Source organism: Dyadobacter sp. 32, assembly GCF_902506755.1.
GTDB lineage: Bacteria > Bacteroidota > Bacteroidia > Cytophagales > Spirosomataceae > Dyadobacter.
This window is the reverse complement of the sequence record NZ_LR735258.1, coordinates 6,619,758-6,640,019: the sequence shown is the minus strand read 5'-3', so window position 1 is coordinate 6,640,019 and position 20,262 is coordinate 6,619,758. Positions and strand designations below refer to the sequence as shown.

The window sequence follows — 20,262 nt, the reverse complement described above, 5'->3', positions numbered from 1 at the left end:
TCTCCTTCCTTTCCTGCTTTGCGTGAAATTATACCAAATTAATGTTACGTCGCTAAAAGCTTATTGCTGATAGCCAATCGCTAAAAAATGAAATTCAATACTCTTTTACTCTCTACCCTTGTCCTTTTCTCCACGCTGTCAGCCTCCGCTCAGCAGCATTCCGAGCAGGATCATTCCAAATATGTGGTCCCGACCGACCCGCTTGTGCAGCAAAAACTGGCCAAATGGCAGGATGTAAAATTCGGGCTCATGATGCATTGGGGCACGTACAGCCAGTGGGGCATCGTGGAATCCTGGTCGCTGTGCCCGGAAGATGAAGGCTGGTGCGAGCGCCGCGGGCCGCATTCGCACGATTGGCACGAATACAAAAAAGCTTATGAGGCTATTCCTAAAACCTTTAACCCCGTCAAATTCAACCCTGAAAAATGGGCCACCGCCGCCAAAAACGCAGGAATGAAGTACGTGGTGTTCACCACCAAGCACCACGACGGTTTCGCCATGTTTGATTCCAAACATACCGACTACAAGATCACCAATACCCCTTTCAAATCGAACCCGAAAAGCAACATTACCAAAGAAATCCTTTCCGCTTTCCGCAAGGAAGGATTTATGACCGGAACCTATTTCTCCAAACCCGACTGGAACGTAGATTCGTACTGGTGGCCGTATTTCCCGCCAAAAGACCGTAACTCCACCTACGATCCTAAGAAAAAACCGGAGATCTGGGAGAAGTTCAAAACATTTACTTACAACCAAATTGAAGACCTCATGACCGGGTACGGCTCTGTGGACATTCTCTGGCTGGATGGCGGTTGGGTGCGCCCCTTCAACACCATCGACCCGAAGATCAGCTGGCAGAAATCCATTCCTTACGAGCAGGATATCGACATGGCCCGCGTTGCTAAAATGGCTCGTTCGCACCAGCCCGGACTGCTGGTGGTAGACCGCACCGTGACCGGCGAATTTGAAAATTACGTAACGCCGGAGCAGCAGATCCCGGACCATTACATGCCTATCCCCTGGGAGTCGTGCATCACCATGGGTGATTCCTGGTCGTATATCCCCAAGGAGAATTTCAAATCGACCGAAAAACTGGTGCACACGCTTGTCGATATTGTTGCCAAAGGCGGCAACCTGTTGCTCAACGTAGCGCCCGGCCCCGACGGCGAATGGCACCCCGAAGCCTACACACGTCTGGAAGAAATGGGTAAATGGATGAATGTAAACAGCGTGGGTATTTATGACACCAAACCCCTCGCTCCCTACCGCCAGGGCAAATGGGCCTACACCAAAAAAGGCAACACCACCTACGCCTTCTACCTGGCCGAAGCCGGAGAAAAACTCCCGGCCAGCCTGAAACCAGAAGGGCTGACGCTCTCAAAAACGGCTAAAATAACGCTCGCAGGGAGCAAAAAGGCATTAAAACAGAAAGATGGAAGTATTGTGGTCCCTGCCAAAACGATTGACGAGGTTGGTGTGCAACCGGCTTATTTGCTGGTGATTGAGTAGCGTTTAGAAGTTTCGCTTAGGAACTCTGATATAGTATTTTACGGGAAGTCCGGGAATGGTATCTTTATGGGTAGCGTTTCCGGACTTTTTTCATTAGATCCATTAAAGCATACCTTCACAAATTATCAATTGCATTTTGTCCCCGAACAATCTGAGAATTAAATTGTTGAAGCCTTGATACGGACACTTCTATTGCCTAAGATAATTTTCGTAAATTTGAACAACATTAAGGATTTTACGACATAAAAACTGCGTTCCAAATCGACCTGACATTTGATCAGATACTATCTGTTGTGAAGCAACTTCCTTCCAGGGAGAAAATCAAGCTGACAAGAGAACTGGAAAAAGAAGCTATTGACAGTAAACTTTCCCGTTTGTTGAAGACCTTCGAAACAAAAGATTTGGACATGAGTACAATCATTGAGGAAACTGAGACAGCAAGGCAGGAAATTTATGATGCACAAAAGGGTTAAGGTAATCTCCCAACCGTGGGCTGTGTCCCCACAGCCCTAGCGTACCAGCAATCCTGAAAGTCCCGTGCATACACTGGCCACGGAAGAGACTCTCTCAAAAAAGCACGCACGGAACCAGCATAGATATGCATACCGCATGTCTGCCTGCCAACCCAAGAAATTGCCGTTTAATAAGTATCTTCACCTTACATATACGGGTAGAGTTCGGGAATTCTACCTTTATGGAGTAACTGCCGGTTTCTCGGATGTGGTGTATTCCTTGTTTTATATTGTTTGGGTTGAAAGGATCCGAGGCATGAAGTACCTGAATCTGCAATATCAAACAGTTCATTTGATTCAAAATCAAGCGAGTACGTCAAAATAGGAGTTACCTGCAAGCTTACCAACCCAGACAAAAACGACTAAATTAAACAAGATATTATGTTTGTAAAAGAATTAACAGTTAAAAACTACAGAACATTAGAAGATGTTTCTTTAAAATTTAGCAATTATTATACTGCAATTTGCGGTAAGAACAACGCTGGAAAGTCAAATGTTCTCAGAGCTATCAGAAATTTGTTGAGTAGTGGCTATTTTATGCGTTTTATATCAGACGAGTTAATTGGCTATGGAGAAATTAATTACAAAAATGATTTCACGAAATGGAAAGCCAAATCAAACGAAGATATCGTTATCAAAATTTTGGTCGAAATAGACAAAGAAGAAGATTCTTCCCTTTACAAATTCATTAGAGATTTAATTCTAAAAGATGAAAGTATCAATGAAGGCAATAAAAAATAAACTCTTTGTATTGAATATGTAAAAAAAGCTGACAACTCAAGCGACTATAAGATATATTTTGGTTCCATTGAAATAGAAAAGGATTTCTCCAAAAGGGAAATCCTTAGAAGGATTAAAACATCAGAGAGTATATTATTTCACAATTCAACTGAAAACGACACATTCTCCCCATTACGTAATAATAAAAATTCTATCAGTAACTTTATTACAGAGCGTGATAAAAAAGAAATTTCAGACCGTATTGATACGGTACTAAAATCCGTTCAGAAGTCCCTAAAAAAACAACAAGATGAACTTTCCAATTTGTTAGGCAGACTTGAGGATAAATATGAAGTGTCATTTTCGATGCAAGGACTTAAGTTAGAAAGAGAGTCGATTGAAATTTCCCTGAAAGAAAAAGGTGTTGATGTTTCACTAGACGAATGGGGAAGTGGAACAAAAAATCGCACACACATTTTTATGAGTCTGTTGAATGCGAGAAAATTTCAAGAGAGTTCAAATCAGTCAGAAAAAATTTATCCTGTTGTTTTAATTGAAGAGCCAGAAAGTTTTTTACATCCATCTGCCCAAGCAGAATTCGGAAGAATTTTACAAGACCTCGCAAATGAGTTTAAAATACAAGTTATTGTTACTACACACAGCCCATATTTATTAAGCCATAAAACCCATAGTGCTAACATTCTAGTGGATAGAGATTTAAAAGGAAAGGCAAAAGAAAAGGGGTCGATTATAACAAATAACGAAGATGAAAATTGGTACGAACCATTTGCGTTAGCACTAGGTATTAATGGGGCTGATTTTGGTCCTTTAAAATCAACCATTTTTAATGACTCAAATAACGTGATTCTTGTTGAAGGTCTTATTGATAAAGAATATTTCGAATTACTTAGAGCGTGTTTGGGAATTAAGTTTGGCAAATTGGGTGAACTCGTTGCAACATGATCTGAATATTTGCCAAATACAACCATCCTGTACTGGAAGAGGTAGTATATTCATAATCTTTGACAATTCTTCTGCAGAAATTTGACCAGGCAATTGTTCTTTCGACCACCCATCGTTTAGCAACTGGTACAAAGCCTTTGGTTGATTCTGGCTTGGCGGCTTTTTCAAATTTGATCTTATGTTTTTCAATCTCGTCTGCAAATACTCCTGCATATGCCTGGTCACCATAAATCTTAACCAAGCGTTCGTTTTGGCAAATAATATTTGCCATAAAGCCTAATGCAGCGGCACCATCATGTAGGTTTGCAGCATGAACCCTGGCAAACCAAAGCCTGCCACCACTGTCAACAAGAAGTTGTCTTTTTCGCCCGTTTACTTTCTTGTGTGCGTCTACGCCACGGTCTTCCCAAATCATAGGAGATAGTTTAACTGATTGGCTGTCAATACTAAATATAGCAGGATTTTCATCTCTACCGCTATTCTTTCTATCTTGTTTGTTGAGAATTATATTAATTTCCTCGAAGATATTTGTCTTCTTCCATTTTGAAAAGTACCAAAATACAGCCTGCCAGTGAGGATAGCTATCAGGTAAATTTCTCCATTGGCAACCAGTTCTCAAAATATAAAAAATCGCATCCATGACATCTCGTAAATCAATCCTTCGTTTACGTTTTGTATCTAAAAATACCGATATTGCTACCCATTGAGGGTCGGTCAGTCTACTGTACTGGATATTCCGGAGCAAAGAGAGCCACTTATTCCGGACAACTTGAGCCAGTAATTCCGGGAACTTGAGCCACTTTATCGGAAGGTTTTTACAGCTATTCCGGCAACTTGCGCCAATCGGGACTACTGACATTCCGGCATAATTGAGCCACTTGTGATTGCTCTTCAAAGTTATTCCGGGAAAGTGAGCCAGTTGTATTTTGGTATTGAAGTAATTATAACCACCATCTTTTGTGAAAAACAAAAGCAACGGATGGCAAACAAAGTTACTTCAATGCAGACACTGCGCATGATCATACAGTTGCTGGATCGGAATCTTTCCGAACGTAAAATATCCAGGCAACTTAATCTTTCCCGTAACACGGTTAAATATTATCGTGAACGCTTACTTCAGAGCACGCACAGCTTCAAGGAACTTCAAGCCCTTAACGATGCAGGCTTGTCTGCCATTCTATATTCTGGTACACCCTCGGTGCAGGATGAAGACCAGCGGAAGGAAGATTTTCGCCAGCAAGTACCTTATTTTCTTTCAGAGCTTAAACGTACCGGTGTCACGCGCCAACTTCTCTGGGAGGAATATTTTGACAAACATCCTGCGGGATACCGTTATTCCCAATTTTGCTATCAACTTAACGAACTCGGTAAAGTTCTACAGCCAAGTTTCCATGCGACTTACAAGGCGGGTGAGGTTGTCATGGTGGACTTTGCGGGCAGCATGATGCACTATTTCGACAAGTCCACCGGTGAACAAATAAGTTGCCCGGTACTGGTTTGTGTGCTTCCTTTCAGCAATTTAACTTATGTTGAAGCGCTGCCTAATGCCAGGCTTCCTTATTTGTTGGCTGCTTTGAATAACTGCCTTCGGTATTTTAAAGGCGCCCCATTGTCTCTGAAGACCGACAACATGAAACAGGTGGTCCAAAAGGTCAATCGCTACGAACCGACCTTTACAGATCTTATGCAGCAATGGGCGTTGCATAACAACATGGATTTGGTTGCCGCAAGGCCATATAGACCTAAAGATAAAGCGCCGGCAGAAGGTCACGTAAAAATTGCCTATCAGCGCATTTACGCTCCCTTACGGGATCGTATTTTCTGTAATATCGAGGAAGTTAACGCCGCTATACGAGATCAACTCGAGCTACATAATGACAAGAACTTCAAGGGAAAAAATTACAGCCGCCGCCAGCAGTTCAACGAACAGGAACAGCATTTACTTCAGCCGCTGGCAGACAATCCGTTTACCTTAAAGCACAGCACTTCTGCCAAAGTCCAGAAAAATTATCATGTCACCCTGGGAGAAGATTGGCACCATTACAGCGTGCCTTACCACTATATAGGCAAGCAGGTAAACATTATTTATGATACCCAGACGGTAGAGATCTTTCTTGATCATCAGCGTATTGCTGTTCATAAACGCTTCTATAATCAGCATGGTTATACTACGCTCAAAGAGCACATGCCAGAGAACCATCGTAGCTATTCACAGCAAAGGGGATGGGACAGTGATTACTTCCTGCGGTTAGCATCACAGATAGGACCATGCACACAGGGTTACATGGAAGGTGTTCTAAAAGGGCGGCAATTTACCGAACAAACATTTAATTCATGCCGTGGTATCCTGCGGCTTGGCAGCAGCTATGGTAATGACCGCCTCGAGTCAGCATGTCAAAGAGCACTACCCTCCGGTTCTTTTAGTTATAAAACACTAACGAAGATCCTGGCTAATAATCTTGACAAAGCTCCCCATTTTATGCAGACAACCTTATTCCAGACACCTGACCATGAAAACATTAGGGGAGCCGGAGCGTATGAATAAAACGCCCTTACGAATCAATTGCCTCACTTAAACAAAAATAACAATGAATACAAACAAGACCTGGGAAGAGTTAAGAGAACTAAAATTGCAAGGAATGGCGAGCCGGTATTCCGCCATTCTTGAACAGCCGTTACACCAGCAGCCTGAAGCGCATACAATGGTTGCCATGCTTACAGAGGCAGAATCAGAACAGCGAGTCCAGCAGCGCACCCAGATGTATCTAAAGCTTGCCAAACTGCGGTACAGCGCACATGTTGAACAGGTGAATTGCAAGCCTGAACGAGGACTTACGTCCGAGCAGTTAATCCGTTTAAGCGATTGCAGCTTTATCGAGAAGTCAGAAAACGTACTGATCACAGGCGCCACGGGATGTGGAAAATCCTATCTCGCCTGTGCACTCGGCAGGCAAGCCTGCGTAAAAGGCCATAAAGTACTTTATTACCCCATAAACAGGTTTATAGAGCAGCTTGCGTTGGCCAGGCTGGATGGAAGTTACTTAAAATGGCTCAATCAAATTGCACGAGTCAAACTCCTGATTCTCGATGACTTCGGCTTACAGCCGCTTAGCCACGACATCAAAATGGCCCTATTGCAAATACTCGAGGATCGATACGCTTCCGGATCAACAATTATAACCGCACAGATGCCCGTAGGAAACTGGCATGATTACATAAATGACCCAAGCCTGGCTGATGCGATATGTGACAGACTGACAGCAAACGCGCACAGAATAAATCTCGAAGGAGCTTCTTTGAGAAAGATAAAAAACAGCTAAATTTACAACACTTCAATTCCAAAAAAGAACTGGCTCACTTTCCCGGAACGCTGGCTCACTTTCGCCGGAATTTCCACACTGTACTGTTTAATCAACTCTTTAAGGTTTCGTCACCACAAAGATGATACGATCCTCATATTTCTCAAATCCCAAACACGCTCTTAAAGATCCAATTCATGGTACCAATGCACTAAAAAAGAATATTGAAATTTATCCCTATGGAGGTGCAGATGTAATAAAAAATACCGCAATCACCAGCTTTATAAAAAACCGGTTTTCCAATATTGTGGTCACTGTGGATTATGATAAATACGACCAAGTAAAAAAATCACTAACTTCAATTGGTTTTATCGAAGGAAAAACTCTTATACCTGTTGGCAAAAATGAAACAGGAAAGAAATTAATTGAAGGATTACTTCCTGTTGACATTAAAAATACTGTCCGTTCAAAGCACCCAGACATAGTTGATGCGGCTATGGAAAATTCTTCAGACAAGAAAGACGCACAAAATGCACTTAAGAAAAAATACCTAGAAGAATTTAAAGCAAATGCTAAACCAGGTGACGCGCATTTCGGAGAGTTTTATAAACTTGTTAGAAAAATAAATGTAAATTTTAAATAAAAAAGAGCGCTGTTAAACGGTATTATATTTTTTGACTCTCCAAATAACTAAAGGAATAATCTCACGCCGGATCACCCCCTCTCAGACTTGACATATCCACGTTCTATCCGCTGAACTACTTAGCCATACTTATTGATAACTAGAGACCTCAAAAATATGGTTATTTATTCAAATCAGTTGATCCACATTATTCCTTACATAACTTATGAGGCCATCAGTGAATTGTACTTGATTGGTAAATTCAAGTTTTTAAATAACAAAAAGCCATCAGGTAAAAGTACATTTACAAAAGGCACGTTTCGTGCTTCGCAGGGGTGCATTTCAATTCTACGCAGCCTGCATTAATTGCTGCGCGACGCAACCCCAACGGTTGCTTTCCTTTATAACTCGTAGGTTCAGCATAGCCTGAGCACCGTTGTTTGTCCACCGTTGTCCACGGGTGCATTTCAAAACTTCGCTTGAGAAAAAATGACCAAATTTTGTTTGTCACATACCTGATTAGCTTTGAGAAATCAGCTTCGTGCAGGACGGTGGTTAGCAGATTTTATTCAATATTAACACTGCCTCGTCACAAGCCAGAAGAAAATTCTGTCGATTTTTTTAGGTGCGAAGAATTGAAATGCACCCCTGTGAATCCGTATATTGCGGTCACTCCATTTAAAAACAAAAGCCAATGAAAAAAACTGACCTCAAAAGCGGACTGATATTTGCATTAATAATGATCTCCCTGGATCTCATAAGCGCCGCGTGGACGGGTGAAGCATGGACAGAACCATACTTTATTGCAAAAGCGGTTGTTTCCGGCGTTTTTAAGGGAATCATTTTTGCATTTCTATTTCCCTGGCTTCTCCGGCGTTTCCGATTCTCACCTTTCCTGGACACAACAATGAAAATTGCTCTCGAACCCGGTGAGGACATTGTATTTCAAACCGGAGCCAATCATTTTAAAGGAATAGAAGGCGTGGGCGGGAAACTGTATCTGACAAACAAGCGACTTGTTTTTAAATCCCACAAGCTGAACAATCAGAACCATGAACTTTCAATCGACCTGGCTGAGATCAAAAAAGTTGAAAGATCCAAAACCGTTGATTTGGTCGACAACGGGTTAACGGTCGCATCTGGCGACAATAAAATGGATAAATTTGTGGTGGAAAAGGCGGATGAATGGGTAGAGCAAATGAGTGGCCAGGTGGCGCGATAAATGAAAGAATTATCTCTAATTTTAAGCCGGGTGACTCGTGAACATGATGTTTTATAATGTAACAGATTAAACAAACAACCTTTTAGTTGCCAATAAATTTGATGTCTAACGCCGGGCAAAGTGCTCACTTCAGATTTTGGATGACTTGCTATGGCCTTCAGACACGTGGCAGGTCCGATGAATGAATCACTGAACGAAAGAACTTTCCATGAAAGACATTGATAAAAACAGCCTCGATAAGGCTTTTCGTTTATTCGAAACTGGCGACATTGACAAAATGGAAGTCGGTACAACCAAAGGTTTGCAACAAATACACAAGTACCTCTTTGAAGGTCTGTATGATTTCGCCGGCGAAATACGCACCAAAAATATATCGAAAGGTGGATTCCGATTTGCGAATGCATTGTACTTGAACGAGATATTGGTAAAGATCGAACAAATGCCTGAGCATACTTTTGAAGATATCATTGCCAAGTATGTAGAAATGAACATTGCTCATCCATTTATGGAAGGCAACGGCAGAAGCATGCGAATATGGTTGGACATGTTACTCAAAAACAGGCTCAAAAAACTTGTGAATTGGCAATTCGCAGACAAAGTTCTTTATTTACAGGCAATGGAAAGAAGCCCGATCAACGATCTTGAATTAAGAACAATACTTTTCCAAAATCTGACAGATGACATAAATAATAGGGAGATCATCTTCAAGGGTATTGAGCAATCCTATTATTATGAGGGCTACAAAAAGGAAGATTAGTAGTTAGTGGCAATTGTTAGAATAATATAAGTTAAAGGTCTCAAATTCAAATACTTAAATCACACTCACACTAAAAGCACAACTTTTATTACACAATCGGCGCTTGGCTTTACACAACGCTGCTTTAAAGTAAGGTGTGGTACTTCAATAAGTGAAATTATTGGTCAATGCGTTAACAACGCATTCTAAATTTTTAACACATAACGGGCAGCCTCCTTTTCGTCCTTGCGACAAAAAAGAAGGCTGCCCGTTATCAAAAGAAATCAGCTGAATCAGAGCTTAAACCCAACAGTTGCCCGGAGAATATTGTTCTTCTGGTTGCTGTCCTTAAACAGGGGGCTCATCCCCCACTCGTGGGACAAATCGATGGTTAAAAAACCAAATTCCAGACCAATTCCTGCATTTAGGCCATAGGAAAAATCTTCAATATTGTCTTTGTCGAAGCGATTATCATCATTCTGATCTACGTTCAGCACATAGTGTCCGACCACACCGCCTTTTATATTGAACCGGAAAAATCCTCCCTTGGCCTGGGTCAGATAGACTCCCGCCAATAAAGGCGCCTTTAACGAATGAATACGCGGGCCAGTCAGCAAAGGTGCTGTGGAAATGCTATCCTCACGGGTTACATTCATGGATGAGCTAAAATAATGTATACCTGGTTGCATAAAGAATTTTCGTACCCTAAGCCTGAAATCGAGTCCTGCGTTCCATCCGGCCCGTCCATCATACTGACCATCCTGAAAATCGGCGTTGAAGTTGGAGGCATGGATCCCCGCCACAGGGATTACCCACATACCAGAATTCCTGGTTGGCTTTTCAGCAAAGCGGTCTTTGAATGAAAGTCGGCCATCAGACGATACCGCCTCCTGATAAGAGTCCGAAGGTTCTCTGTTAAATCCCATGCTTTTTGCAGGTTTCATGGGCTCGGGTGCCATGTGGGATGTTCCTGAAAGCCCCCTTTTATATCTAAGCCATTCCTTAAATTCCGCATACTCCTTCAAATCTGCCTGGGATACATCATCGCCACTGCGTTGTGCATACTGTGATTTTCCGCCATGAACATCGGCGGGTACGATGATGTTGTTGATAATTATTGCTGGCTGTCCGGCCTGCTGCGGGTAATTTCTGTAAGTGGATTCGATCACTCTTTCTGCCATAACAGCGGAGCTCCCTTCATTCGTGCTCCCCATTTGATTACGTTGAACAGTATAAGGTGCATTCGGGCCCGGGTAAGACGAAGTGGTACTTTGCGCACCTTGAGCAGTACCACCATTTTCCGTCCCCATAGCCTGCTGGCCCGCAGCTGGAGAGAGACCGGTTCCGGTAGCTACCGGCGAAGGCATTCCACCAGCCGCAGCCAGCTCCTGCTCCTTATGATGTATCTCTTTCTGTAAGTCTTCGACCTCTTTACTTAGCTTTTCAACGCTATCCGAGGCCTTGCGGGCATTTTTTGCATCACGTTGGGCATCCTTTGCAGCATTGGTAGCCCGTTTAGAAGTTTCTTATCCTGCGGATTAGCCGTCAGTTGACCGGCGACTTGTGTATTGAGATCCGCAGAAGCCTGGGCTTTCAGTGCATTTTGCTCCATCTCCGTGCGCTTTTCGGCAAGCTCTTTTTGTTTTTCGGAGAGTTTGATTTTTTTATCATTCACCTCCATACTGTTCTCAATCGCTTTCTTCTGATCATTAAGGACTTGTGAGGACTCCTGCGACATAACCTGGGAAAATGACGATGCCGAAAACAGCATTACTGCCAACATCTGTGTAGCTAATTTTGGTTTCATTGTTCTTGATGTGATTGATGATTTTCAATTGAACGCAGCTTAACGGGAGGATAGGTTGAAGCTGAAGCCAACATGGGCCGAACTTGGAAAGTCTGCATTACTTAACTACCCATGAATATTAAAATACCATGCCCCACACCTATCCTTCCAAACTGCAGATAAGGCCATATATCGGTTGAGAACGCCTCAAAATCGGCAAGATCCCTCTGTTGGCATGATAATAGCGGGTGGTGAGAAAAAAGTCATGCAAAATTCTTTTCTCATGAAGCAAATCAAAGACAAACGTACTTTCCAAATCCATTTCCTGGTCATCGTGTTCATTCTGAGTATTACTTCTGCCTGCTCCAAAAAACTTCGTTTCTCTACCTCAGCCATTGTACCTGCCGCAGAGGGGACGGTCAGGATTAAAAAAGACAAGAATGAAAACTATGCAGTTGAATTAAATGTACGACATCTCTCACCGCCCAACAGGCTGGTAGAGCCCAAGAATGTGTATGTAGTGTGGGCAAATACGAAAGAAAATGGCATTCGGAATATGGGTCAATTGAGAAGTAAACAGGGGCTCTTTTCCAAAGATTTGAAAAGTAATTTAGAAACAGTGACCACGTTCAAACCAGAAGATTTCTTCATTACCGCCGAAAAAGAAGCAGATATACGCTATCCGGAAGGCCAGGTCGTGCTCACGACAAAATGAGTTTTGGTTCTATATGATTTGTAGTGGGTAAGATAAAACTAGATTGTCACAAACTTCAGTAAATTTACCTGTGTGGCACCAACAATTGCCATCTCTAACAACGCCATATTCTTGATTATTTAATCATTCTTTACAGTCCTGTCATGCTTACATGGTTTAGCCCGGAGGTGGATGCTTACGTGGCCAAGTCGGAGGATTTTGCAAAGCCGATACTTGAACATTGGCGACAACTCATCTTTGACCACTGCCCGGATGCTGTAGAAGCAATCAAATGGGGTATTCCACATTTCGATTACAAAAAAGATTTTATGTGTGCAATGGCTTCCTATAAAAGTCATTGTTCTTTTAGTTTTATGAAGGCCGAGCTCCTGAGCGATCCCAGGCTTAAAGACGGTAAAAGCCTTAAACCGATTCAACGCTATTTGGGCAAAATCACAAAGTTGGCGGATTTACCACCCGACGAAGAATTTATTGCGATTTTAAAAGAGGCTATGGGACTCAATGAACAAGGAATAAAAGTGGTAACGCCCAAATCCGAAAAACCAGATACACTTGAAACGCCTGAGGATTTTATGGACGCACTGGCTAAAAATCCAGTGGCCAAGGAGGAATATGATAGCAAGTCCACCTCTTTTCGCAAGGATTACATCAGTTGGATAACCGCCGCCAAAACAGACCTGACACGGCAAAAAAGGATTGAGCAATCGGTGCAATGGATTTCGGAGGGAAAAAGAAGGTTTTGGCAATATAAAAAATAGCTCTCCCAAATGAGCTACCGTTATGCTTCGCCAGGCATTCGTATCAGGTAATAGTACACTGGAATCAACTAGACCGAAAACGCCCGTGTACTTTTTTACATCCCGTATACCCGACATTCAAACAGCGGTGTGAAATATCGCCAAAAAGCGGGCGATCCTTGTTTTAATCCTTATTATTTCTTGTAGCGACAATGGAACCTTTGAAAATTTATCAGATATTTACCTGGTAATTGTCCACATAATCTCTACCAGACCTGACCCCTGACTAAAATGATAAAACAGCTTGTTGCGCTCATTCTTCTGGCGGCAATACCCGCATTTTCCCAAAGTCCGCCAAAACCCTATGGCGCAGTGCCCGCTCCAAGGCAGATTGCATGGCATGAAACAGAGGTGTATGGACTGATTCATTTTACACCTACTACTTTTGAAAATAAGGAATGGGGCTATGGAGACGCAGATCCCAAGCTATTTGATCCAAAGGAATTTAATGCAGAACAAATCATTCTGGCAGCAAAAGCCGGTGGGCTGAGAGGCATCGTCTTTGTAGCCAAACACCACGACGGCTTTGCGTTATGGCCGACCAAAACAACCGACTATAACATCTCAAAGAGCCCGTTTCGCGATGGAAAAGGGGATATGGTAAAAGAAGTAGCCGATGCGGCACGGAAACACGGTCTTAAATTTGGTGTTTATTGCTCGCCCTGGGATCGAAACAACGCCAAGTATGGCACACCGGAATATCTTCAGATCTACCGTGACCAGTTGAAGGAATTGTACAGCAATTACGGCCCTTTGTTTATGTCGTGGCATGATGGTGCCAATGGTGGAGATGGATATTACGGCGGAGCCAGGGAAAAACGCTCCATTGATAACACCACCTACTATCAGTGGGATTCCACCTGGACCAATCTCACACGTAAACTGCAACCCACCGCCAATATTTTCAGTGACATAGGCTGGGACGTTCGCTGGGCAGGAAATGAGGATGGCAGTGTAAACGAAACCTCGTGGGCTACCTTGACGCCTGTGCCGTCGAAAGGCCAGAATGTTGCGGTACCCGGGCAGGCCAACGCAGACGAAAATCCCGGAGGAACGCGCAACGGCAAATTCTGGATTCCGGCAGAGTGTGACGTACCCCTTCGCAAGGGTTGGTTCTACCACCCGGATCAAAAACCTAAAACACCTGAAAAACTCTGGGATCTTTATTTTAAAAGTGTAGGCCGTGGTGCCGCACTGGATCTTGGCCTTGCTCCGGATACCAGAGGTCTGCTGCATGATGATGACGTTGCAGCGCTGAAATCGTTTGGAGATCGTGTGAAAAATACTTTTGCCTCGAACCTGGTGGCCAGAGCAGCATCCAGAGCTGTCAATGTGAAGGGATACAATTCCATTTACAGTGCTAAAAACATACTGGACGGCAAACCGGAATCCTACTGGGCCACAGATGACGACTTCAAAACGCCCGAAGTAATTATGGAACTAAGCCAACCCATCACATTCGACATCATTTCGATCCAGGAGTACATCAAGCTGGGACAGCGGATTGAGGGTTTTGCGGTGGATGTATGGGAAGGAAACGACTGGAAGGAAATCCACAAGGGCACAAGCATTGGAGCCAAAAGACTGGTAAAACTTGAAATTCCGGTGATAGGAAAAAAATTCAGGCTTCGCATCACCAAATCACCCGTTAGTGTAGCCATCAGTGAGTTTGGTCTGTACAAAGATTCAGAGTAAAAATATAAGCAATAACCCAAAGCGGCCAGTGTGATAAAACATCCTGGCCGCTTTTTTGTTGTTTCAAAATATACATCGCAAATGCACCCGAAACCCAAACCGACATGTTGAACAATCCTTCATGCGACCATGGAAGGTCTGACAAAAAACATGAATAGCCCCTTAAAAAAAGACCGGAAAGCTAAAGCAATCCGGTCCAAAACTATTTCAAAACATCGCACATCCGCCCGGCGGCCCGGTCACATCTCACTCCCTAGTTATACCCCGGATTCTGCTTAAACTCCTCCTTATTGGTAACAGCATCCAGCTCAACCTGAGGAATCGGACGAAGCATATGGGTTTCCTTGATGTTTGCTTTAGCGTCCATATTGTATTTCTGAACATAGCTAACCAGTTTTCCTGTACGTTTCAGGTCAAACCAGCGATGCATTTCACCGGCAAGCTCGCGTGCACGTTCCTCGAGAATAAAATCAATATTCAAATCCTTAGCCGCCACTTCCATGTCTGCTTCTTTACCCGGGATGGCGCGTTTTTTGCGCAGGTCATTCATATATTTCAATGCCTCTGCGGGAGCGGTGGTCATCTGCGCTTCTGCCGCGATCAGATACATTTCGGCAATGCGGATCACAAAACCATCCCGTGAACTCCATTCCTGATTGGCAGTCAAACGGGTTGGATCCATGTGTTTGCTCATCTGAATAAACTGAGAACGGGTTTGCAGCGTTCCATCGGCTTTATACATCGTGTTACGATCATAAATCTTGTATTTGTTTGCAGCATTCGCGATCTGAGCTGGTGTCGCAGCAGACTTCAGAAATAACATCGACGTATCGCCCAATGCCATTTTCGCGTATCCATTCACTGTACCCGCTTTCAGGTTGGCCATATTTGCTTTCCAGACGGTCTGGAATGTTCCGTGGTAACGCTGATCCACCTTTTCATCAAACAGATCAAGTAGCCGCAAGGTGGGAACGTATCGTTGGTAAGGACGGCCGTAAAGAATAGACCGCTCCATGCCGGGCTGTTTGTCGTACACCATGATAAAATGTAAATGACTGTTATTTCCTTTACCTGCAGCCGGATCAAAATCGCCATTCATGGTGTCATCATTGGTGTAGTTGACATAATAAACCACCTCCGAATTGGCTCCGCCTTCCGAATTTTTCATATCCCAAAGCGATTTGAAATCGCTGAACAATGTGTAACGACCCGATGCAATTACTTCCTTTGCCAAGGTCGCCGCTTCCGCATAAAGGGCAGCATTGTTGGTAGCACTTGCACGTGTCAGACACATACGCGCCTTAAATGCTTTTGCCACATCCTGGGTGATACGACCCGTTGAAGATTTTTGAGCCGCAAGATTTGCAATGGCAATATTGAGATCATCAAAAATAACTTTGTAAAACTCTTCAACACTGGATCTTTTCGCGGTTGTTACTTCCCCAACCGTCGGTTCGGTCAGAAGCACAACATCTCCCCAGGTTTCGGTAATCAGCCATAAATAATGGGCGCGTAAAAACCTTACCTCTCCTGCATATTGTTTGTTCAGGGCGTCGCTCAAAACAGGTGAAGGAAGCAATTTAAGCGCTGTGTTACAAGTGTTCAGTGCTTTGTATAAATGCCCCCAGGAATCTTTCAGATTGGTCTGTGCACCATTCAAATCCACCGTGTAATCCGAAATCTGATTGGCCTTGTTATCGCCCCCCCTTACAAAAAGGTCCGTTCCGGTTTCTGTAAAAGCCATTGGAAACTCTTTACCATACCACAATCTGGTTCCCGAGTAACTTGCATTCACTGCGGCAGTAATACCCAGTTCAGTTGCAAAAAACGGGTCTGCCGTAAGGCCGCTCTTATTGGACTCAGTCAGATAATCTTCACAGGACGTTAACCCAGCCAGGGAAAATGCCATGCATAAAGCTATAATTTTGGTTTTCATTGGAATATCGTTTTGAATATTTTATTTCTTTATCAGGTAAGTCAGGTGACTATTGGATTAAAAATCGATGTTAACACCAAAGATCATCTGTTTCACCAGCGGGAAGCTCAGATCTCCTCCGCGTTCCGGATCGTAGTCTTTGATTTTGCTGAAAGTGAAATAGTTTTGTAATGTTCCGTAAACCCGAACTCTTCCTATTCCGATTCTTTTCACGACTGCTGACGGGATGTTGTAACCCAGCGACACATCACGAATTTTCAGGAAGGAACCATCCACATAACCTAGCGTCGACTGATACAAATAGTTGGTTGTCGAGTAAGAACTGTTTGGTCTTGGGAAAGCATTGGTAGGATTTTCAGGTGTCCAGTAATCTACATTTGACGAATTTTCCAGTGCACTAGGCTTGTAGGCGGAAGCATTGTACTCGTAATTGATAAACTGCCCAACACGTGCAAACACAAAAACACTCACATCGAAGTTTTTGTATTCGAAGTGGTTGTTAACACCCAGCGAGAACTTAGGCACCTGGGAAAAAGTTGTTCTGTCACCCGGATCCACAACGCCGTTTCCATTCATATCCGCTACCTTCACATCGCCAGGTTTGTTGCTGCCGAAATTTTTGGCTGCCTCTTCTTCACCAAGCTGCCAGATCCCGATTTTCTTATAGTTGTAGAACACCTTGGTAGGCTCACCCACAAACCAGCTGTTGGCCTCATTACGTGTTACCCCGTCGTTCAGGGCTACTATTTTTTCACGGTTCAAAGTAAATGTGAAATCCGTCGACCAGTTGAATGATTTCGCATTCAGGTTTTGCGTAGTGACCGAAAGTTCAATCCCCCGGTTTTGAACCTGTCCTACATTTTTGAGAATATCGGGATATCCCGAGTGTGTCGGCAGCAGACTTGGCAGAAGCAAATCCTTTGTCAGCGATTTATATACATCTATGTTACCTGAAATCTTGTTCTGAAAAAACCCAAAGTCAAGACCCGCATTCCATGTGCCTGTTGTTTCCCAGGTAAGGGCCGGATTTTCAACCACGTTGGGTGCATATCCGAAGGCGGCGCTTGTTCCGAATGCATAGGCCGATAATCCCAAACCGCCCAGCGTTGCGTAAGGATCAATCGCTGCGTTACCCGATTTACCCCAGCTTACCCGAACTTTCAGGTCATTTACGACCTCACTGTTTTGCAAAAAAGGTTCTTCAATAATCCGCCAGGCAGCAGATGCCGACGGGAAGTACCCCCATTTATTACCTTTTGCCAATACAGAAGATCCGTCGGTACGAAGAGAAGCCTGGAAGATATACTTGTTATTCAGCTTGTAGTTGACTCTTCCAAAGAAAGAAGCGATACGCGTTTGTCTCAATTTACTTCCAATCACCTTCGAAATCGTATTGGAGTTCAGATCGTGAAAAGAGGTGATCGGCGAAGCCTGGTTATTACCCGAAGAGGTATATTCTTCAAAATTGGTACCCAGCGAACTGGTTCCTAACAAGCCCTGAATCTGGTGAATCCCAACGGTTTTGTTATAATTCAGCGTGTTTTCCCACGTATAATTGAAGCCGTTGTTGATTTCAACACCTGAAACAGAGTTTCGTCCTACGTTGGCAATGGTGTTGTAACCTTTGTAATAACCTCTTCGGTAATCCGTGTTATCCAAACCGATCATCGATTTCAGGAATAGATCCTTTGTCACTTTCACATCAAGGTAAGCGGTTGCAAATAATCTCTTATCCCTAATATTGTTTACAAAAACACCTGGCTGCTCATCGGCCAGCGGATTAAACTGCGCACTGTAACCTGGCGCAGGATTCAGGTTCAGTGTACCATCGTCGTTGAACGCCTTGGCAATCGGAAGGATTTTGTTGGCCATGTTCAGCGGATTGTCTCTTTTATCCTGGTTTTTATAGGAATAAATAGCACTTAAGCCAACGCGAATTCTGCTGTTGAGCTTATGATCCACACTGATCTTACCGTTCAGTCTTCTGTAAACATCGTTAAGCAATAAACCTTTATCTTTCTGGTATCCGAAAGAGGTGGCGAAGGTTGTTTTCTCACTGCCACCAGTAAGATTAACCTCATAATTCTGCATCAACCCGTTGTGGAAGATATAGCTCTGCCAATCTTCAAATTGTCTGTCTTTAATGTATTGTAGTTCTGTTACCTGAAAAATATCTTCATCCTTCCGGTATACATCACCATTGGTTGTCCGGTACGCTTCACGTTTCTGCTGCGCATATTCCTCGCCATTCATCATGCGGGGATACAATGCTTTCTTATTCATGGAAACATAAGAGTTAACAGATAGGCTGGATTTTCCCGCAACACCCTTTTTCGTTGTGATGATAATGACCCCGTTGGCGCCACGTGTTCCATAAATCGCGGTGGACGCTACGTCTTTCAATACTTCGATGGAGGCGATGTCTGTGGGGTTAATATCAATAAAAGAACCATAAGGAATGCCGTCCACCAATACCAATGGCTTGTTATCAGCCTTCAGGGAGCGGTTTCCACGCAGTACGATATTGATGTTTGCACCGGGCTGGCCGGATGTTTGGGTGATATCTACCCCCGAAACTTTACCCTGCAAAGAGCGAAGTGCATTGGTGGTTGGGATGGCGGTAATATCTTTCGCTTTTACCGAAGTGATCGCACCGGTAACATCACTTTTTTTCATGGTACCGTATCCTACCACCACAATTTCCTCAAGCGCTTTGGTATCCACCTGAAGCTTTACATCGATAATCGAACGATTGCTAACCTGAATTTCCTGACTGATATAGCCCACATACGAAAACACAAGTATGGCGTTTCCTTCGGGAATGGTCAGTTTGAACGTTCCATTGATGTCGGTGGTAGCGCCCGTGGTGGTTCCCTTTAGCAGAATACTTACACCAGGTAATTCTTCTCCATTATCGCCGGTAACTTTTCCGCTAATATCGAGAGCCGCTTTCAAATGACTTGCAGACTGGCGAACGGTCAGCGTTCCTGACATCTTCGCATCGGATCGGGCAAGGGCCTGATTGGTCGTGACCGTAAGGCCAGAAACTAACAACAGGCCGAGGGCTGAGGCACTTTGTAGCTTTTTAAACATACTTCATTATCGTTTATTATTTCTATTAATTAAAAACGCACTTATAATTGATCTGTCGAACTTTGCACTTTATCCGCCCGAAAAGCTTAGGATCCCAGGCAGCCAAGAAATTGTATCCATTCAAGAAAATAGTGGCCGATTCACCTACTTTTTGCTCGTTTAAGCAAAGGAAGATTAGTTAATTACAATTGTAGAAAAAGATATTACAAAGATTTATTTATGCAATCGTTGTCGGGAACGTTGCCAAAATAGAATTGTACAGCTTTTTTTTTGGACAATTTTCAATTTTTCACAACATTGTGCGTCGGGCTCTGTTTCGGAAGGTTGAGGAGTAATAGGATTTATTTCATAATTGAACTAAAAATCAGCCATAAACAGATAAGCATGCTGCAAACAATACAACTGGGTTCTTACAGGCGGATCTGCCTTTATGATGCTGAAAAAATGTCCATCCAACGGTACTATTACCCTCGTAAGAATCATTTCCGGTAAGCATCCATTCTTTAAATTTGTAGTTATCAACAGAATGTAATGAACCAGAAACAGCTGTTGCGAAATTAAAACACCTTTTATTTTGTGATAAAAACAGTATCGGTATTCTCACAATGCTAAATAGGCTCCCAGGCTGAGAAACGTTGCTGCAGAAGAATCGGGATG

At 43.3% G+C, this 20,262-nt stretch carries 17 protein-coding genes; 12 read left to right on the top strand and 5 right to left on the bottom strand.

Features of this window, described 5'->3' with window-relative positions; all coding sequences use genetic code 11:
• The first annotated feature begins 87 nt into the window (after positions 1-87).
• The 4 genes from DYADSP32_RS27140 to DYADSP32_RS27125 all read left to right on the top strand — a co-directional run bounded on the left by DYADSP32_RS27140 (position 88) and on the right by DYADSP32_RS27125 (position 3,704).
• Positions 88-1,509 (top strand): alpha-L-fucosidase, encoded by a 1,422-nt coding sequence (locus DYADSP32_RS27140; protein WP_149239824.1) that lies wholly within the window; start codon positions 88-90, stop codon positions 1,507-1,509.
• A 242-nt stretch (positions 1,510-1,751) separates the two neighbouring features.
• Positions 1,752-1,982 (top strand): type II toxin-antitoxin system VapB15 family antitoxin, encoded by a 231-nt coding sequence (gene vap15, locus DYADSP32_RS27135; RefSeq protein ID WP_149239825.1) that lies wholly within the window; start codon positions 1,752-1,754, stop codon positions 1,980-1,982.
• A gap of 420 nt (positions 1,983-2,402) precedes the next feature.
• Positions 2,403-2,762: an AAA family ATPase gene (locus DYADSP32_RS27130; RefSeq protein ID WP_149239826.1), complete on the top strand. Its 360-nt coding sequence runs from the start codon at positions 2,403-2,405 to the stop codon at positions 2,760-2,762.
• A 9-nt stretch (positions 2,763-2,771) separates the two neighbouring features.
• On the top strand, positions 2,772-3,704 hold the full coding sequence (locus DYADSP32_RS27125) for an AAA family ATPase (RefSeq protein WP_149239827.1): 933 nt from the start codon (positions 2,772-2,774) through the stop codon (positions 3,702-3,704).
• Here DYADSP32_RS27125 and DYADSP32_RS27120 read toward each other — a convergent pair.
• Positions 3,667-4,563, bottom strand: a complete 897-nt coding sequence (locus tag DYADSP32_RS27120; RefSeq protein WP_414618093.1) for an IS5 family transposase — start codon at positions 4,561-4,563, stop codon at positions 3,667-3,669. The genes DYADSP32_RS27125 and DYADSP32_RS27120 overlap by 38 nt on opposite strands.
• Positions 4,564-4,584: 21 nt before the next feature.
• Between DYADSP32_RS27120 and istA the strand changes: the two genes are divergently transcribed.
• The 5 genes from istA to fic all read left to right on the top strand — a co-directional run bounded on the left by istA (position 4,585) and on the right by fic (position 9,604).
• Entirely contained in the window at positions 4,585-6,249 is a 1,665-nt protein-coding gene (gene istA, locus DYADSP32_RS27115; RefSeq protein WP_149239828.1) for an IS21 family transposase, read from the top strand.
• Positions 6,250-6,292: 43 nt separating this feature from the next.
• Entirely contained in the window at positions 6,293-7,024 is a 732-nt protein-coding gene (gene istB, locus DYADSP32_RS27110) for an IS21-like element helper ATPase IstB (protein ID WP_149239829.1), read from the top strand.
• Positions 7,025-7,145: 121 nt separating this feature from the next.
• Entirely contained in the window at positions 7,146-7,646 is a 501-nt protein-coding gene (locus DYADSP32_RS27105) for a hypothetical protein (protein ID WP_149239830.1), read from the top strand.
• Positions 7,647-8,319: 673 nt separating this feature from the next.
• Positions 8,320-8,847 carry a GRAM domain-containing protein gene (locus DYADSP32_RS27100; protein ID WP_149239831.1) on the top strand — a complete coding sequence of 176 codons (528 nt, stop codon included), beginning with the start codon at positions 8,320-8,322 and terminating at the stop codon, positions 8,845-8,847.
• A 208-nt stretch (positions 8,848-9,055) separates the two neighbouring features.
• Positions 9,056-9,604 carry a protein adenylyltransferase Fic gene (fic, locus tag DYADSP32_RS27095; protein WP_149239832.1) on the top strand — a complete coding sequence of 183 codons (549 nt, stop codon included), beginning with the start codon at positions 9,056-9,058 and terminating at the stop codon, positions 9,602-9,604.
• Between the two features lie 272 nt (positions 9,605-9,876).
• Here fic and DYADSP32_RS27090 read toward each other — a convergent pair whose 3' ends face one another.
• Positions 9,877-10,950, bottom strand: coding sequence for a porin family protein (locus tag DYADSP32_RS27090; protein ID WP_149239833.1), 1,074 nt, complete (start codon positions 10,948-10,950; stop codon positions 9,877-9,879).
• A gap of 68 nt (positions 10,951-11,018) precedes the next feature.
• The gene (locus tag DYADSP32_RS27085) at positions 11,019-11,390 is read right to left on the bottom strand and encodes a M3 family metallopeptidase (RefSeq protein WP_149239834.1); all 372 of its coding nucleotides are present in this window, start codon (positions 11,388-11,390) and stop codon (positions 11,019-11,021) included.
• 262 nt (positions 11,391-11,652) lie between these two features.
• Between DYADSP32_RS27085 and DYADSP32_RS27080 the strand changes: the two genes are divergently transcribed.
• From DYADSP32_RS27080 to DYADSP32_RS27070, 3 genes are all read left to right on the top strand, one after another.
• Positions 11,653-12,084 carry a hypothetical protein gene (locus DYADSP32_RS27080; RefSeq protein WP_149239835.1) on the top strand — a complete coding sequence of 144 codons (432 nt, stop codon included), beginning with the start codon at positions 11,653-11,655 and terminating at the stop codon, positions 12,082-12,084.
• A gap of 143 nt (positions 12,085-12,227) precedes the next feature.
• Positions 12,228-12,842, top strand: coding sequence for a YdeI/OmpD-associated family protein (locus DYADSP32_RS27075; protein WP_149239836.1), 615 nt, complete (start codon positions 12,228-12,230; stop codon positions 12,840-12,842).
• A 270-nt stretch (positions 12,843-13,112) separates the two neighbouring features.
• Positions 13,113-14,576 (top strand): alpha-L-fucosidase, encoded by a 1,464-nt coding sequence (locus DYADSP32_RS27070; protein WP_149239837.1) that lies wholly within the window; start codon positions 13,113-13,115, stop codon positions 14,574-14,576.
• A gap of 253 nt (positions 14,577-14,829) precedes the next feature.
• Here the strand turns inward: DYADSP32_RS27070 and DYADSP32_RS27065 are convergent, their stop codons facing one another.
• Together DYADSP32_RS27065 and DYADSP32_RS27060 are read right to left on the bottom strand one after the other, a co-directional pair.
• Positions 14,830-16,512, bottom strand: coding sequence for a RagB/SusD family nutrient uptake outer membrane protein (locus DYADSP32_RS27065; RefSeq protein ID WP_149239838.1), 1,683 nt, complete (start codon positions 16,510-16,512; stop codon positions 14,830-14,832).
• A 57-nt stretch (positions 16,513-16,569) separates the two neighbouring features.
• Positions 16,570-19,605, bottom strand: a complete 3,036-nt coding sequence (locus DYADSP32_RS27060) for a SusC/RagA family TonB-linked outer membrane protein (RefSeq protein WP_149239839.1) — start codon at positions 19,603-19,605, stop codon at positions 16,570-16,572.
• Positions 19,606-20,262: the final 657 nt, after the last annotated feature.